The organism is Bradyrhizobium sp., assembly GCF_030693485.1.
Classification (GTDB): Bacteria; Pseudomonadota; Alphaproteobacteria; order Rhizobiales; family Xanthobacteraceae; genus Bradyrhizobium.
Window position 1 is genome coordinate 1 of sequence record NZ_JAUYAN010000107.1, and the last position, 16,331, is coordinate 16,331.

Here is a 16,331-nt window from a genome sequence, read left to right on the forward strand (position 1 = left end):
AGCGACGGTGGCAATAGAGCTGGGCTCGCCGGGGAGATCACGTATAAGCCGTAAACCATTGCGCGGGGAGTGCCGGGTGATTCCGGTGTGACCTGACAACACGTGTGCGTTCTACCCACTACCGTTGCACACGTGGCTATCGGGCGCATCGGGCGCCCGGCATTCCCCGCGCCCTCTAATTGGAGAGGGCGGCAAGTTTCCAGCAAACCTCGGGCGAAACGCGCCGCGAGATCGCGAAACCATGTTTTGCTTCTGAAGACTTAAACCCTCTCACGTCGTCCCGGCGAACGCGGGGACCCATAATCCCGGCAGCTTGATGCAATGGCGAAATGATTCAACAAGCCTTCCAGCATCAACCGCAACTCCAGGGCACGGCGTATGTGTCCCCGCGTTCGCGGGGACGACGATGAGAGAACTCAAAATCCGAAAGCCATGGCAACGGCGCTCGCCGCTTACATCCCGATGTCGAACACGTTCGGCAACTGCGCCAGCGGCAGCGCCGCGGCGCCGACGATGGTGGCGACCATCCTCATCAGCGTACGGTTGCTGCGGCGCTTGCCGCGCATCTGGCTGGCGAGCCACTGCAGCACGGCGATATCGACGCCGCTGGCCTGGGTCGGCGCCCAGCTTTCGATCGCCGTGTCCGGCGACAGCGCGACGGTGCGCGGCGGCACGGCAAGGCCGGACGCGGAAGCGGCGTGATGCACGACCGCCTTGGCCAGCAAGTCGTCGAACACGCCCTCGTCGCTGCGCTCGGCGGCGGCATCGTTGATCTCGAACAGCGCTTCGGCTTCGGCGCGGCTGACCGGCTGATGCTCGACGGCGGTCGCGGTCAGGATGCGCGCGCACCAGGCGGCGTCATCGGCATCCAGCGCACGGGAAAAATGAACACGGCCCCTGGTGGTGGGGCCCTCGCCGGTGATCACACCATCGCGCACGACAGTGAGGGCAATGGCGGCGGTATCGCGGCAGGAAATTCTGGATGGTTCGAGAGTGCCGATACGGTCGGCAAGTATTCCGGCAGAGGCAGACATTGGTACACTTCTCATTTTCTTGTTCTGGTTCAGCTTTTTCATGGGCGCGTAAACGAGTGGTTAACGAATCGCGACCGGGATCCTGAGTCTTTTAGACAGTTGCCAATTAGTCGCTGTGACCTCCGTGACGGTTCGCGGGATCGCAACCCGGCCGGGGGTGATGGACGCGATAAACGGCAATATCGGGGCGGCAGGGACCCGTGCGGCCACGGCGGCCTTTTCGCCGCAGCGGCTTGGAGCGCATGAGATTCCATGGAGTCCCGCTCGCGTAGAAGAATTGACCCTTTTGCTCGATGCCCATTCACTTAAGGCCCGCCACCAACTATAGTTACCAGGACGAATTCACGTGTAACTTGAATGACATGAGGTCTTAAAATGGCTCTCCAGATTGGCGCGTTCGCGCCGGATTTCGAAGCTGAAACCACCGAGGGAAATATCAAGTTCCATGACTGGATCGGCAACAGCTGGGCGCTCCTGTTTTCGCACCCGAAGGATTTCACCCCGGTCTGCACCACCGAACTCGGCACACTGGCCAGGCTGAAGCCGGAATTCGACAAGCGCGGCGTCAAGCTGATGGGGCTCAGCGTCGATCCCGTCGACAAGCACGCGAAATGGTCGGAGGACATCCGCGATACCCAGGGCACCGCGCCGAACTACCCGATGATCGGCGATACCGATTTCAACGTCTCGAAACTCTACGACATGTTGCCGGCCTCCACCTCGGGCGATCCCGCGACGCGCACCGCCGCCGACAACCAGACGGTCCGCAACGTCTTCGTCATCGGGCCGGACAAGAAGATAAAACTGGTGATGGTCTATCCGATGACGACCGGACGCAATTTCCAGGAGATCCTGCGCGTGATCGATTCGCTGCAGATGACCGCCAGGCATCGCGTCGCGACGCCGGCCGACTGGAAACAGGGCGAGGACGTCATCATCGCCGGCTCCGTCACCGACGACGAGGCCAGGACGATCTATCCGCAGGGCTGGAAATCGCCGAAGCCGTATATCCGGATCGTGCCGCAACCGAAATGACGGCGACGGACCAGCCAGCGAAAAGGGGATGCGTCGCGCCTCCCCTTTCTGATTTAATGGGGCGGCGCGAGTCGGTTGGCAATCAGCAAGCCTGATGTCGCGGCCACCGCCGTAACGAACGAACCCCATGCCACGTCAACAATGACGACCGGCCAGGTCCAGTGCTTGAGCAGCGATAATGAAGTCAGTTCGAAGGTCGCGTAGCAGAAGAAGCCGAACAGCGCGCCATAGAGCAATGTCGACTGCCAGCTGGCGCCGACCGTAGCGCTGACGAAAATCAGAATTCCCACGGGATAAAGCAGGTAGAACAGGATCGCGGGCGCAAGCCTGATCTCGCCCAGCATGTCGCCGACTTGCGAGGTGAAGAAGTCCTTGGCGAGAATGCCAAGAAACAGGAAATCGAGCGGGACCATGACGAGCAGGGTCGCCAGATAAAGCGCGGTATAACGGTTCACAGGCAACCTCCAGCGCTCCTTGCGCATCCTGATTTGTAATACGTATCTGGACCGATAAAGTTGCAAACCACCTGCGCGCGGACCCAAATCGCGCCCTCCTCGTTGAACGCATGATGGCCGGCAAATCCGCTTCCCTCCACATCGTCTGGTTTCGCGACGATCTGCGCCTCTCCGACCATCCTGCCCTGCATGCCGCTTCGCAGAGCGGCGCGCCGGTGATTTGTCTCTACGTCCTCGACGACACCAGCAACGCCCAGCTGCGCCCACTCGGTGGCGCGGCGCGCTGGTGGCTGGCCCAGTCGCTGCGGGCCCTGCAGGCAGACCTGAACGCGCTCGGCTCACGGCTGGTGCTGCGGCGGGGACCAGCGGCAAAGGTGATCGCCGCCCTGGCGCGGGAGACCGGTGCAGCGGCAGTGTTCTGGAATGAGATCGCGCAGGCGCCGCATTTGGCCGCCGCCGAACGGGTCGCAGCAAGCCTGCAGGCGATTGGCGTTGCCGCGCAAAGCTTTCCCGGCGACCTGCTGGCGGCCCCACCTTCGATCCGCACCAAGGACGGACGGGGGTTGCGGGTCTTCACGCCGTTCTGGCGGCGGGTGCAGGCATCAGGCGATCCGCCCAAGCCATTGCCCGCACCCGCCAAGCTCGGCCGGGCACCTGATGTCGCGACCGACAGGCTTGAGACCTGGCGGCTGGAACCGTCGCAGCCCGACTGGGCGGGCGGGCTGCGCGAGACCTGGGAGCCGGGCGAGCGTTCGGCGCAGGCCCGGCTCAACGCCTTTCTGGAAACCGGAGTGTCCGGCTATTCCGTCCAGCGCGACCGGCCCGATCGCGACGGCACCTCCGGGCTGTCGCCGCATTTGCGTTTTGGCGAGATCAGCCCGCGGCAGGTCTGGCACGCCGCGCGCTTCGCCGCGGCCGCGCGGCCTGCCCTTGCCGGCGATATCGACAAGTTCCTGAGCGAGGTGGGCTGGCGCGAATTCTGCCGGCATCTGCTGTTCGACGTATCCGACCTTGCAGATCGCAACCTGCAACCCTCCTTCGACGCGTTTGCCTGGAGGCGCGACGACAAGGCGCTGGCCGCGTGGCAGCGCGGCCAGACCGGCTACCCCGTGGTCGATGCCGGGATGCGCCAGCTCTGGCACACCGGCACCATGCACAACCGGGTGCGGATGGTGGTGGCGTCGTTCCTGGTCAAGCATCTCCTGATCGACTGGCGCGAGGGCGAAAAGTGGTTCTGGAACACGCTGGTGGACGCCGACGCAGGCAGCAATCCCGCCAACTGGCAATGGGTGGCCGGCTCCGGCGCCGATGCCGCGCCCTATTTTCGCGTCTTCAATCCGATCCTGCAGGGCGAAAAATTTGATCCCGATGGCGCCTATGTCCGGCGCTGGGTGCCTGAACTCGGGCAACTGCCAACGGGCCTGATCCACCAGCCATGGAGTGCCTCGCCGCTCGAACTCAAGGCCGCGGGTGTCGAACTCGGCACGACCTATCCGCAGCCGATTGTCGATCACCGACGAGGACGCGAACGCGCGCTCGAAGCCTATGCGAAAACCCGCAATGGTTGAGCAGTCGCTGCGTCGGCTTTACACATATGAGAAACCGGCTATCGTTACGGCTTCGACAACACTGGGGGACCACATGGACGATGATAAACCGGTTCTCGAACAAGTGACGGATGCGGTGAGCGGTGCCGCAACAGCAACTGCGGAAGCCGCCAAGACGGTGGTGAAGAAGGTCAGGAATACCGCCAGGAAAGCGGTGACCAAGGCGGCGCCGAAGAAGAAGGCCAAAAAGGCCGGCAAGAAATCTGGCAAGAAATCCGCGGCGAAAAAGTCGGCCAAGAAGGCCGTCAAGAAAACCGCGAAGAAAGCCGCCAGGAAGAAAAAGAAAGCCAAAAAGTCGAAGCGCTGATTGCCACCGGCATCGCGTTGACAGGCCTTCGGGTGCAAACCCGGAGGCGTTTGTTCTTGAAGCAAACGCCCGTCAGGCCGGCGCACGCCGGTTGACCAGGAACACTGCGGCGGCGCAGGCCACCATGCCTGTCATGGCGATGGTATCGAGCCGCTCGTCGAACAGAACATAGGCCATGACGGCGGTCACCGCCGGCACCAGATAGAACAGGCTCGCCACCGAGGTCGCCGCCTGGCGCCGGATCAACCAGTACAACAGCCCGATCGACCCGATCGACAGCACCACCGCGAGCCAGACCAGCGACAGCACGAACTCCCGGGTCCAGTGCACCACATTGCTCTCGAACAGCCACGCCGCTGCGCCGAACAACACCGTGACCGCGACGTACTGCACCAGATTGCCGGAACGCCAGTCGATGCGGTTGCAATAGCGCCGCTGGTACAGCGTGCCCAGGGTAATGCTGACCAGCGACACGCCCGAGGCCAGCCACCCCCAACCCGCCTGCCCGCCCATCGGACGATCGCGCAGGATCAGCACCACGCCCGCGAGCCCGAGCAGCAACCCGGTCCATTGCAGCGGCGTGACGCGTTCGCCGAGCCAGCGGTTCGCCAGGGTCGATGTCAGGATCGGCTGCAGCCCCGGAATCAGCGCCGAGAGCCCTGCCGGAATCGAAAGCGAAATCGCCACCGCCGTGCCGCCGAGATAGAACCCATGCACCAGAATGCCGGCGATGATGCTATGGCCGATCTCCGAGCGGTTGGGCCATACCGGGCGGGCAATCGCGACGATGATCGCCATCAGCGCCACCACCAGCGCCATCCGGATTGCAAGGTAGGTCAGCGGTTCGGCATTGTGCAGGACGTATTTGGTGGCGATAAAGCCGGTGCTCCAGAGAACGACAAAAATCGCTGGCGCCGCGCGCGCGGCCAAATTTTCGAAGTCCCTGTTCATTTGCAGGCCTGATTGCCTGAACATATGCTATCCGGCAATCGAAAATCCCGCGGGCCCGCTCGCGGGAAAACGCAGATCGAAGAAATGGGGAATACCATGGATGTTCGTGCCGCCGTCGCTGTCGCTGCCGGCAAGCCGCTGGAAATCACCACTGTGCAGCTCGAAGGCCCGCGCGACGGCGAAGTGCTGGTCGAGATCAAGGCCACCGGGGTCTGCCACACCGACGAGTTCACGCTGTCCGGTGCCGATCCCGAGGGATTATTCCCGGCTATTCTCGGTCATGAGGGCGCCGGCGTCGTGGTCGATATCGGCCGAGGCGTCACCAGCGTGAAGAAAGGCGACCACGTCATTCCACTGTATACGCCGGAATGCCGGCAGTGCCCGTCCTGTCTGTCGCGCAAGACCAATCTCTGCACCGCGATCCGCGCCACCCAGGGCCAGGGCCTGATGCCCGACGGCACCTCGCGGTTCTCGATCGGCGGCAAGCCGATCCATCACTATATGGGCACATCCACCTTCGCCAATTTCACGGTGCTGCCGGAAATCGCGGTGGCGAAAATCCGCGAGGACGCACCGTTCGACAAGGTCTGCTACATCGGCTGCGGCGTCACCACCGGCATCGGCGCGGTCATCAACACCGCGAAGGTCGAACAAGGCGCCAAGGCGATCGTGTTCGGGCTCGGCGGCATCGGGCTCAATGTGCTGCAGGGCCTGCGGCTGGCCGGCGCCGACATGATCATCGGCGTCGACATCAACAACGACCGCAAGGCCTGGGGTGAGCGTTTTGGCATGACCCACTTCGTCAATCCCAAGGATCTCGGCAAGGACCTCGTCCCTCACCTCGTCGACATGACCAAATCCGGCGCCGACCAGATTGGCGGCGCCGATTACACCTTCGATTGTACCGGCAACGTCACGGTGATGCGGCAGGCTCTGGAAGCCTGCCATCGCGGCTGGGGCCAGTCGATCGTGATTGGCGTGGCACCTTCTGGCGCCGAGATTTCAACCCGCCCGTTCCAGCTGGTGACCGGCCGGGTCTGGAAAGGCACCGCCTTCGGCGGCGCGCGCGGCCGCACCGACGTGCCGAAGATCGTCGACTGGTACATGCAGGGCAAGATCGAGATCGATCCGATGATCACCCATGTGATGCCGCTTGCCGAGATCAACACCGCGTTCGAACTGATGAAGCGCGGCGAATCGATCCGCGGCGTGGTCACGTTCTAGGAAGGTACGATGCGCTTGCGATTTCAGACTGTCGATGTGTTCACCGGCACGCAATTCGTCGGCAATCCGCTGGCCGTCGTCCTGAACGCCGAGGGACTTTCGGCCGGGCAGATGCAGGCCATCGCCGCCGAGTTCAATCTGGCGGAGACGACCTTCGTGTTGCCGCCGAGGGACGCCGCGCATACGGCGGAAGTGCGGATCTTCACCCCGCGCAGTGAACTGCCGTTCGCCGGCCATCCCAATGTCGGCACCGCATTCGTGTTGGCCCGCGCGGGCTCCAGTTACGGCCGGCCCGTGAGCGGCGACCACGTTGTCTTCGAGGAAAAAGCCGGACTGGTTCCGATCCAGATCCTGCGGGAGGGCGCGATCGTGGTGGGTTCGAAGATCGCCTCTCCGCAACCGCTCTCGGTGGGTGCGGAAATTGCGGGCGAGCTGGTGGCATCGGCTTGCGGAATTTCGCTGGCCGAGATCGAGACTATCCATCACCACCCGCGCATCGCGTCCTGCGGCGCCCCGTTCATTCTGGCCGAACTGAAGAGCCGCACCGCGCTGATCGGGGCAAGCCCGAATGGCGATGTGTTCCGGCTGGAAGTCAGCAAACAGCCCGCCGTCAGCATCATGCTCTACACCCAGGTTCATGAGGGCGATATCGATATCCGGGCCCGGATGTTCGCGCCACACCTCAACATTCCCGAGGACCCGGCAACCGGCGCCGCCAACGTCGCGCTGATCGGCCTGCTCGCCCACCTGCGCCCGGAAGCGAACCTTTCCCTGTCGAAGACGATCGCGCAAGGCGTGGAGATGGGACGGCCGAGCGTCCTGAAGGCGGAGGCTGACAAGAAAAACGGCACGGTGACCGCGACCTATATCGGTGGCCGCTGCGTGCCGGTCATGTCAGGGACGATCAATCTGGCCTGAGCGGATCAGAAAAACTCTTCCGGACAGGGGTCGACGATCTTCCACATGTCCGTACCGTTCTTGATCTTCTTCATCTCGTTGGTCAGCCCGCCATTGCGACTGATCCAGTCCTTCACCGGCCGCGGGTAATAGGACATCAGGTCCGATGTCCCTTCCGAACTGGTGACCTTGATGCCGAAGGTGAACGCTTTGTCGTAATAGGCCTGGTGGAAGCCGAGGCTGGCGCGCGGCGTCACGCAGACCTTGTTCATCGGCACGATGCCGAACACCATGGTGCAGGCCGAGTTGCAGATGCCGTCGATGATGACGCGCTCCTTGCGGTCGCGGATGCGCTCATACTTCGCCTTGTACTCGGTGACATAGCCCCCATGATCCCGTGTAATCCGCAGATCGGCGCGCGCCGGCGACGCGGCCAGCAGCGAGAGCAACAGCAAGGGCAGAAGTGTGATGCGCATGGATCGATCGTACGCGTAAAGCCTGTCGGGACCCGGGAAATCCGTTCCGTCACGGAACCAGAGGGCAGGACTCTGGCGTTAGTGTGTTGGGATTTCGTTAATCATCCCGATGGGGCGAAAAATGGGCGTCCGCGGACCATTTCCCCGGTTTCGGGGGCCTGGGCGCCGATCAGGACCCCGGCTGGCCGGCCCAAGTCCGATTAGCCCGCTTTCACCCCCTTTCTGGACCGGGCAGAGACCACCGCTCCCCGGGCATGGGCCTCAGGCGGGTCCATCCGCGGCCTGCTGGCCCTGTCAGGACAAGTCTGGTATTCGAGCCCACGCACGCGCTCGTAGCTCAGCTGGATAGAGCATCGGATTTCGATTCCGAGGGTCGGGAGTTCGAATCTCTCCGAGCGCGCCATTCCTGCGATGATTTCCCGGCCAACGCCTTCCAGGGCAACCGCCCCCGACCGCCTCCCCTAACCCGCCAGCGTTCGCCGCAGGCGCGCGATTGCGGCCGGCAGGCCGCGAACCCTCATGACCCGGCCGCTGGCGTCATAATCCTCTGAGAGTACGCGGGCGTTCTCGTAGACATCGCTGAGCAGTCCCTGCTTCGCATAGGGCAGCATCAACTCGTCCTCCACCATCGACGCCTCGAAAAATGCGATGATGGCCTCACGCAGCGCGGCCACGTCCGGCGCCGACGTCGCCGAAAGCAGGATCGCGTCGGGATGTTTTTCGCGTAGCGCAGCGCGATCTTCCTCGCTGACGCGGTCGATCTTGTTCAGCAGCAGGCGCGACGGAACGGTGTCCGCGCCGATCTCCTTGAGCACGTTGCGGCTCACCTCGAGCTGTGATTCGTAAGTAGGATCGGAAGCATCGACGACGAACAGCAGCAACGACGCTTCCAGCGCTTCGGCCAGCGTCGAGCGGAACGAGGCCACGAGATCGTGCGGCAGCTTCTTGATGAAGCCGACCGTGTCCGAGACCAGCACGCGCGGCCTGTTCTCCGGCTGCAGTGCGCGCACCGTAGTGTCCAGCGTCGCGAACAGCTTGTCCTCGACCAGCACTTCGCTGCCGGTCAGCACGCGCATCAGCGACGACTTGCCTGCATTGGTGTAGCCGACCAGCGCAACGCGAAGCTGGTCGCGGCGCGCGGAACGGCGCTCGTCGCTGTCGCGCTGGATACTCTCCAGTTGTTCTTTCAGCTCCGCGAGGCGGTCGCGGACCTTGCGGCGATCGACTTCGAGATCGGACTCGCCGGCGCCGGGCCCCTGCTGCCGTCCGCCGCCGCCCGACGATTCCCGCAAGCGAGGCGAGACGTATTTCAGCCGCGCGATCTCGACCTGCAGCTTCGCCTCGCGGCTATGCGCATGGCGATGGAAGATCTCGACGATCACCCCGGTGCGGTCGAGCACCTGGGCGCCGGTGGCACGCTCGAGGTTGCGGGCCTGGCTTGGCGAGATCTCGTGATCGACGATCACGAACTCCGGCGGCCGCGACAGCTGCGGTTCAGATTCGGCCTGCGATGCACCGGGCTTCGTGCTGCCGGTGTCATCAAAACGCTCGCGGGCCTTGGACTTGCGGGCCGGCGCCATCGATTCGACGACCCCCGTTCCGCCGGTCATCGCCGCAAGTTCCTCAAGCCGCCCCTTGCCGAGCACGGTGCCGCCGGCGATTTCGCCGCGCTTTTGCGACACCGTGCCGACAACCTCGTAACCGAGCGTCTTCACCAGGCGGCCAAGTTCTCCAAGGCTCGCGGCATGCATGACGTCATCGACATCCGGGAGCTGGACGCCGACCAGGATGGCGCGCGGAACGGGCGGTTTGGTTTCCATGATGCGGGCGCCGGCACCGGCGCACTCCCCGTTCTTGCCACTTGGCTATGTTCCGTGCAGGCGGCGACTGGGCGGAATACGCGAATCCCCGGCGCGGCCGCCGACCCCGATGTCTTGCCCATGTCTGAGATTGATCCGCAATAGCCTGCACAGCCATTGGAGCAGCCACGGCTCGTCGCGATGCATCAGGGCCCTGTGCTAGGCACAATCACGAGCTGAGGGCTCACCAGATATTGCTGCCGAAAAAGCCGAAATTGGGCTGCTGTGCAACACGCATCATCGGCTGGGTCGGCTTAGTCGCCCGAACCTTGGCAACCTTGCGCTTCGGAACCGGCCTGGCCTCGGGCTTCGGATCGTCGGCGGGCCTGAACTGCGCAAATGACTCGCGCGCCGCCGCCGGCATTTCCGCAACCGGCGCCGGAACGACGGCAGCAGCAGCAATTTCGACCTTCGGAGGAACGATGGTGGGAAGGCTGGTATCGTATACGACGGCCTCCGGCCATTTCCGCTCGGAGCGGATCCTGAGGGTCGGATTCGTCTGTGGCGCGGCGACCGCGGCGATGGAACTCGCCACCGGCTCGTTCGGAGCGAAGGCATCCACCCCGAACAGCAGCGCGAGCAACACTCCGCCGACAAAGATGAAATATCGCGCTATCGGCATTTCGGTCCCGCTCCATCCGCGCGGGCGGCACGGATCATTCGCTCAACTGGCAATCATGTAATTAGTTCCTGGCCCGCCCGCACGGTTCGACCGCGCGGTTCATTTTTCGTCCACGGTTAACTATTCGTGAACGGGAGCTGGCCGCGCCGCACGGCAATTGTGCGGTCTACCGCCACCGGCTCCGGTCAGGGCCCGCGGGGATGGCGTTGCCGGCATGCGGCCGCTAAAAATGACGGCGCCGCCTCATGCCGCGGCCAACGCACCGCGCCGGCCGGACGGCGTGAATAAACAAGGGGGAGCAACGATGCCGATCGTCACCTGGGATCATGTCCATTTGCGCAGTCCTGATCCCGAGGCCACCGCGGCCTGGCTCCAGGATATTCTCGGCGGCGAGATCGTCCGCGGCCCCGGGCGAATCGACGTCAAGCTCGGCGGCGCCAACATATTCATCGCACCGGTGACGGCGGGTGATGGCGTCCACCCCCCACCGGTGACGCCCTATCAGGGGCTCGACCATTTCGGGCTGGCGGTGAAGGACATCGATGCGGTGGCCGCCGAGATCAAGGCCAAGGGTGTCGAATTCACCAGGGAGCCGATGACGCTCCGGCCGGGCGTCCGCATTTGCTTCATCCGCGGGCCGCAGGGCATCTCGATCGAGCTTTTGGAGCGCGACCCGAAATACAGCTAGAGATGTGCCGCACGAACGCGGTCCTGGTTCGTCCTGGCGGCACAAAATCTGGCAGGAAGCGAGGGATCGTCGCGGGCATCGGTCGGGCCGCGCGTTGACGCTGCCTGCCTTGCTTTGGCATAACGAAACTGCCGGCTTCCGGGGGCAACGGAGGTCGGCCCCGGGGAATCATGAAGAACGGTCTGTATTCGATCCACGTCAGCCTGCAGGACGGCCGCTCGGGCAAGGGCAGCGGCGTGATCATGTTCCGGGATGGCCAGATCCACGGCGGCGATGCCTATTTGTTTTACACGGGCAGCTACACGGTGAAGGACGACGCCTTCAAGGGTGAAGTCCTGGTCCAGCGTCATACCTCCAGCCCCGACGCCAGTCCGCTGTTCGGCGGTCCCAATCCGGTCGGCATCGGCGTCTCCGGCACCTTCACCGATACAAGGGGCATCATGAACGGCACGGCGCTGGTCGGAAAGGCCAGCCAGATTTTCGGCGCCACGCTGCACAAGCTCGCCGACGTCGACTGAAGCCATTCCGGTTTTCCGGCGGCGGATCCCCCGGGAATCCGACCGTGATAGACATCACATACGTCGACATCCCCGGCCCCTAGGTTTTCCGCAGTCGATCTCGCGTCGAGATTTCCTGTGGGAGAATGCCATGCAGCTTTTCAAAGGGACTTGGATCGGCGCCCTCGCGGCCGGTCTGCTGGCGGGCTTGCTGGGGGCCGCACATGCCCAAAGCGCTCCAGGGACCTCCCTCGCTCTCACCGGCCCGGAGCAGCGCATCGCGCTGGTGATCGGCAATTCGAAATATCAAAACACGGTCCAGCTCGCCAATCCCGGCAACGATACCAGGGCGGTCGCGCAGTTGCTGAACTCCGCCGGCTTCGAGGTGATTTCCGCCACCGACCTCAGCCATAACCAGATGATCCAGGCGGTGCAGGAATTTTCCGGCAAGATCGCCGGGCGCGGCCCGAATTCGGTGGCGATGGTGTATTATGCCGGCCACGGCGTGCAGCTGGCTGGCGAAAACTATCTGGTACCGGTCGACGCCAAGGTTTCTTCCGAGCCCGACCTGGTCAACGGCTCGCTCCGGCTGGTCGACGTGATGGCGACGCTGGAGACGATTCCGAGCCGGGTGCGCATCGTCATCCTCGATGCCTGCCGAAACAATCCGTTCCCCTCGCTCAACGACGCGGGCCGCGGCCTCGCCATCGTCGACGCGCCGAAGGGCTCGATCGTGGCCTATTCGACCGCACCGGGCACCGAAGCGCTGGACGGCACCGGCGCGCACAGTCCGTTTACCGCGGCGTTCCTGCGGCTGGCGAACGAGAAAAATCTTCCCATCGAGCAGCTGTTCAAGCGCATTCGCCTCGACGTCGGCAGTTCGACCGACGGGCAACAGACCCCCTGGGAAAGCTCGTCGCTGACCAGCGATTTCTATTTCTTCGGGGACACCGCCGTTGCGGCGACCCGAGCCCCGGCGCAGATGAAAATGGCCTATGCGGCTAGCGATCTGCCGTCGCGTTCCTCGCGCCAGGCCTATGAATACGTGCTCGCTGAAAATTCCGTCGAGAATTATCAGGAATTCATCCGGATCTACCCGCACGATCCGATGAGCGACCGCATCCGGATCTTGCTCGGCAACCTCCTGCAGGCGAAGGCCTGGCACACGGCCGTAAAGGCGAATTCCGCCGGCGCGTACAAATCTTTCTATGAAAAATTCTCGAATGGCCCCTATGCCCAAAGCGCCCTGAAGATGGCGGCGCAGCCCAAACTCATTCCGCTGTCGCAGCCGACACGTATCCTCGCAACGCCCTCGGTCAAAACAGGCGGCCTTGGTATCGCAAAGGACAATTTCGGCCGCCCCGGCATGCAAGGCTTGCCGCAGGGTGGCGGCCAGATCGTCACCCTGCCGTCTCCCGGCGCCAAACCCGCTTTCGGGAACGGTGGCGCCGGCACCGGCAAGATTGTCAATCTGCCCGGCGGCAGCGTTGGTAAAATTGGCGAGCGGCCGGCTCCCAGGCTGGATGGCAAGCTGACCCAAATTGAGCAGCGGACTTCGAAACCCTCTCCGCTGGTCGGCGTCCATCGCAGACCTGCAGGTATCACGAGTACCGGCAACAACCAGCAGTTTGCGACGTCGTCCCAGTTCCGCGGATCGCCCGGTCCGGCGCGGACGGGTGGTTTCAAAATGATGCGGTGAGGCCAACGAAGTTATTCCGCGGCCTGCTCCAGTGGCGCGATCCGGGGCAGGATGATCTGGATCCTGGTGCCGCCGCCGGGTTCGGAATCGAGGTCGAGCCGTCCGCCGAGCCGGTTGGTCACGATGCTATAGACGATATGCAGGCCGAGCCCGGTGCCGCCCTGGTCGCGGCGGGTGGTGAAGAACGGATCGAACGCCCGGCGCCGGACGTCGAGGCTCATGCCGCAGCCATTGTCGGAAAACAGGATCTCGACATTGTCCTTGCCGGACTCGCGCACCTGGATATCGACCGCGCCGGTCTTGCCGTCCGGAAAGGCGTGCGCCACCGAATTGAGAAACAGATTGGTGAGCACCTGGCCATACGGCCCCGGATAGGAGTTCATGATGAGGTTGGGTTGGCAGTCGACGTTCAGCGTCAGATTATGCTTCCGCAGGCCCGGCCGCAGGCTCATCACCACCTGTTCGGTGAGATCGCCGAGATCGAACGTGCGCTGGTCCGAGTAATTGCGGTCAGCGGCCACCTGCTTGAACGAGGTGATCAGTTCGGCGGCGCGATTGAGATTGGCCACCAGCTGCGAGGACGCGTCGCGGCTGGTCGCGAGGAATTCGGTCAGGCTCGATCGCCTGAGATCGCCGCGCGCGACCTCGGCGGAGAACAAGGCGGTCTTGCGCTCCAGCGACGAGGCGACCGTCAGGCTGATGCCGACGGGGTTGTTGACCTCATGGGCGACGCCCGCCACCAGTCGCCCGAGCGCGGCGAGTTTTTCCGCCTCGATCAGCGAATTCTGGGTCTCGCGCAAATTTCGCAGCGCAGCTTCCGCGGCATCCTTGGCCTTGCGCATCTCCAGCTCCCCGCGCTTGCGCTCGCCGATGTCGAGCGCGACGGTGACGATGTTCTCGATGTCGCCCTCGGCGTTCAGCAGCGGCAGCTTGTTCACCAGCCATTGCCGCATGTTGCCGGAGGAATCCTTGTATTCCTCCTCGTAGAAACCGAGCTCCCTGCCCGCCTCCAGCACCCGCTTGTCGTTCTCGTCGGTTTTCTCCGCGCCGTAGCGCGACATCAGATCGGTGGTGGTGCGGCCGATCGCATCCGAGGGCTCGACGCCGAAGATGCCGGCCATGTAGCGGTTCATCAGGACATAGCGCAGTTCCTTGTCCTTGACGTTGATGACGGCGGGCACGGTGTCGATGACCTGCTGCAGCAGGCGCCGGCCTTCGGCGATGGCGTCCTCGGCGCGTTTCTGGTCGGTGATATCGCGCACCGTCCCCTCATAGCGCACCACCTCGCCAGCCTCGCCGCGGGCCACGGTGGCGCTGTCGGAGAGCCAGAGTATCCGGCCGTCGCGGGCGCGAACCTGATACTCGAATTCGCGAACCATGCCGTCGCGCTGCATTAGCCTCTGATATTCGGCGCGCGCCTGCGGATCGACATAGATCTGATCGGCGATGTCACTGATGCCGTTCATCAGCTCCTGCGGCGTTTCGTAACCAATCATCCGCGCCAGCGCCGGGTTGGCGTTGAGAAGCGCACCGGCCGGCGTCGTCACGTAAATGCCGTCGACCGAACCTTCGAACAGCTTGCGATAGCTTTCTTCGGCCAGCCGCCGCTCCGCCAGCGCGTGCACCGCCGCTTCGCGCGCCGCATCAGCCTCGACCAGGGTGCGGCGGAATACCTCGGCGGCGCGCGCAATGTCGCCGATTTCGTTGCTCACATCGGTGGCAGGTATCGAGGTGTCCTTCTTGCCTCCGGCCAGCGCGCGGATCGACGTCCCGATCGCGGCCAGCGGACGGACCGTCCGACGCACCACGAACCACGCCGCCCACAGCCCGATCAGGACGCCGGCGGTGCCGAGCACGATGCTCTGCCATTTGTCCCTGGCCAGCGTTCTCGCGAGATCGCGGGACAATACATGGCTGCGTCGGGCACTGACCTCGCGCAGGAGTTCGGTGACGCGCTGGATCAGGCGACCCTCGGTGCCGAGCACTTCCCTGTCGATATCCGCGATCTGGCGTTCGCGGATCGACAGCGCGACGATCGCCTCGGCGTAGTTGTCGACGGCGGCGCGAAGCTTCGGATCCGAAATCGTCAGTGCCCGCATGCCTTGCGCGGCCTGTTCGGCGTTGGACGGATTGCGCGCCAGCAAGGCCGACGCGATGCGGCTCTGGGCCTGGAATAACGTCGAGGAGATCACCGGATCGGGCGTTTCCGCGATGGCGGCGTCGAACCGTTCACGCAGCGGCGGCAAGCCGATGATCAGCTCGGCGCGGCGGTTGATCAGCGACGAAATCCGCTCGATTCCGTTGCGATAGGTCGACAGCCGCACGGTGACGCCGTCGATCATGTCCTGCTGCTCGGGCGCGAGTTCCAGCCGGGTCTTCTTCAGGAGTTCGCCCAGTGCCGCGGCGGCGTCCCCGACCTCGGTCGACTGGTTGCCCGGATCGGTCACGAAGTCGCGGGCCGCAAGCCGCAATTCGTTCATCCGGCGGTCGATGTCCTCGGCCAGGTCACCTACACTGCGCAGCCGCTGCAGTTCGGCAAACGTCACGTCGATCTGGCGGATGGAGACGACGCTGGCGATGCTGGTGGTCGCGATAGCCGCCAGCACCAGCAGAAAGCTGCCGAATGTCAGTTGACCGATCGAGAGCGAGAACGACCTTGTCTTTTGCGGCGCTTCAGCAGGCATGGTTGTCCGGACCGGCTCCAATCGACCGCAATATACGACGTATTAGGTGCCGAGGGGAACACGCTCGAAGCCGTCGGAAACCCCGCAAACGCGGTTTTGCGATCTCGCGGCGCGTTTCGCCCGAGGTTTGCTGGAAATTTCCCGCCCTCTCCAACCAGAGGGCGCGGGGAATGCCGGGCGCCCGATGCGCCCGATAGCCACGTGTGCAACGGTAGTGGGTAGAACGCACACGTGTTGTCAGGTCACACCGGAATCACCCGGCACTCCCCGCGCAATGGTTTACGGCTTATACGTGA

15 protein-coding genes and 1 tRNA gene are annotated in these 16,331 nt (G+C 63.9%); 9 read left to right on the forward strand and 7 right to left on the reverse strand.

The genetic code is table 11. The features are described from left to right. Positions 1-452 precede the first annotated feature (452 nt). The gene (locus Q8N40_RS07840; RefSeq protein ID WP_305711418.1) at positions 453-1,034 is read right to left on the reverse strand and encodes a hypothetical protein; all 582 of its coding nucleotides are present in this window, start codon (positions 1,032-1,034) and stop codon (positions 453-455) included. Positions 1,035-1,409: 375 nt separating this feature from the next. Here Q8N40_RS07840 and Q8N40_RS07845 point away from each other — a divergent pair, with 375 nt between their 5' ends. Continuing rightward, entirely contained in the window at positions 1,410-2,069 is a 660-nt protein-coding gene (locus Q8N40_RS07845; RefSeq protein WP_305711419.1) for a peroxiredoxin, read from the forward strand. Between the two features lie 53 nt (positions 2,070-2,122). Here Q8N40_RS07845 and Q8N40_RS07850 read toward each other — a convergent pair whose 3' ends face one another. After that, the gene (locus tag Q8N40_RS07850) at positions 2,123-2,524 is read right to left on the reverse strand and encodes a DUF2177 family protein (RefSeq protein WP_305322177.1); all 402 of its coding nucleotides are present in this window, start codon (positions 2,522-2,524) and stop codon (positions 2,123-2,125) included. A 113-nt stretch (positions 2,525-2,637) separates the two neighbouring features. Here Q8N40_RS07850 and Q8N40_RS07855 point away from each other — a divergent pair, with 113 nt between their 5' ends. Then, complete coding sequence (locus Q8N40_RS07855; RefSeq protein ID WP_305322178.1) at positions 2,638-4,092, forward strand: deoxyribodipyrimidine photo-lyase; 1,455 nt, start codon at positions 2,638-2,640, stop codon at positions 4,090-4,092. Then, positions 4,085-4,438, forward strand: a complete 354-nt coding sequence (locus tag Q8N40_RS07860; RefSeq protein ID WP_305711420.1) for a histone — start codon at positions 4,085-4,087, stop codon at positions 4,436-4,438. Before Q8N40_RS07855 ends, Q8N40_RS07860 begins: the two co-directional genes overlap by 8 nt. Positions 4,439-4,510: 72 nt before the next feature. On the opposite strand, the gene Q8N40_RS07865 is transcribed toward Q8N40_RS07860, so the two are convergent. Further along, the gene (locus Q8N40_RS07865; RefSeq protein ID WP_305711421.1) at positions 4,511-5,389 is read right to left on the reverse strand and encodes a DMT family transporter; all 879 of its coding nucleotides are present in this window, start codon (positions 5,387-5,389) and stop codon (positions 4,511-4,513) included. Between the two features lie 96 nt (positions 5,390-5,485). Between Q8N40_RS07865 and Q8N40_RS07870 the strand changes: the two genes are divergently transcribed. Next, the gene (locus Q8N40_RS07870) at positions 5,486-6,613 is read left to right on the forward strand and encodes an S-(hydroxymethyl)glutathione dehydrogenase/class III alcohol dehydrogenase (protein ID WP_305322181.1); all 1,128 of its coding nucleotides are present in this window, start codon (positions 5,486-5,488) and stop codon (positions 6,611-6,613) included. Positions 6,614-6,622: 9 nt separating this feature from the next. Next, positions 6,623-7,531 carry a PhzF family phenazine biosynthesis protein gene (locus Q8N40_RS07875; RefSeq protein ID WP_305711422.1) on the forward strand — a complete coding sequence of 303 codons (909 nt, stop codon included), beginning with the start codon at positions 6,623-6,625 and terminating at the stop codon, positions 7,529-7,531. Positions 7,532-7,536: 5 nt separating this feature from the next. On the opposite strand, the gene Q8N40_RS07880 is transcribed toward Q8N40_RS07875, so the two are convergent. After that, positions 7,537-7,986: a hypothetical protein gene (locus tag Q8N40_RS07880; protein WP_305711423.1), complete on the reverse strand. Its 450-nt coding sequence runs from the start codon at positions 7,984-7,986 to the stop codon at positions 7,537-7,539. A gap of 326 nt (positions 7,987-8,312) precedes the next feature. Between Q8N40_RS07880 and Q8N40_RS07885 the strand changes: the two genes are divergently transcribed. Then, a tRNA-Arg gene (locus Q8N40_RS07885) sits at positions 8,313-8,389 on the forward strand. 58 nt (positions 8,390-8,447) lie between these two features. Here Q8N40_RS07885 and hflX read toward each other — a convergent pair. Continuing rightward, positions 8,448-9,806 carry a GTPase HflX gene (gene hflX / locus Q8N40_RS07890; protein ID WP_305711424.1) on the reverse strand — a complete coding sequence of 453 codons (1,359 nt, stop codon included), beginning with the start codon at positions 9,804-9,806 and terminating at the stop codon, positions 8,448-8,450. A gap of 223 nt (positions 9,807-10,029) precedes the next feature. Then, a complete protein-coding gene (locus Q8N40_RS07895; RefSeq protein WP_371135638.1) occupies positions 10,030-10,431 on the reverse strand; it encodes a hypothetical protein in 402 nt (133 codons plus the stop codon). 340 nt (positions 10,432-10,771) lie between these two features. On the opposite strand from Q8N40_RS07895, the gene Q8N40_RS07900 reads away from it, so the two are divergent. The 3 genes from Q8N40_RS07900 to Q8N40_RS07910 all read left to right on the forward strand — a co-directional run bounded on the left by Q8N40_RS07900 (position 10,772) and on the right by Q8N40_RS07910 (position 13,351). Beyond that, positions 10,772-11,155: a VOC family protein gene (locus tag Q8N40_RS07900; protein ID WP_305711426.1), complete on the forward strand. Its 384-nt coding sequence runs from the start codon at positions 10,772-10,774 to the stop codon at positions 11,153-11,155. A 170-nt stretch (positions 11,156-11,325) separates the two neighbouring features. Then, positions 11,326-11,673, forward strand: coding sequence for a GrlR family regulatory protein (locus Q8N40_RS07905; RefSeq protein ID WP_305322186.1), 348 nt, complete (start codon positions 11,326-11,328; stop codon positions 11,671-11,673). A gap of 130 nt (positions 11,674-11,803) precedes the next feature. Continuing rightward, entirely contained in the window at positions 11,804-13,351 is a 1,548-nt protein-coding gene (locus tag Q8N40_RS07910) for a caspase family protein (protein ID WP_305322187.1), read from the forward strand. 11 nt (positions 13,352-13,362) lie between these two features. Here the strand turns inward: Q8N40_RS07910 and Q8N40_RS07915 are convergent, their stop codons facing one another. Beyond that, on the reverse strand, positions 13,363-16,035 hold the full coding sequence (locus tag Q8N40_RS07915; RefSeq protein WP_305711427.1) for a PAS domain S-box protein: 2,673 nt from the start codon (positions 16,033-16,035) through the stop codon (positions 13,363-13,365). Positions 16,036-16,331 lie beyond the last annotated feature (296 nt).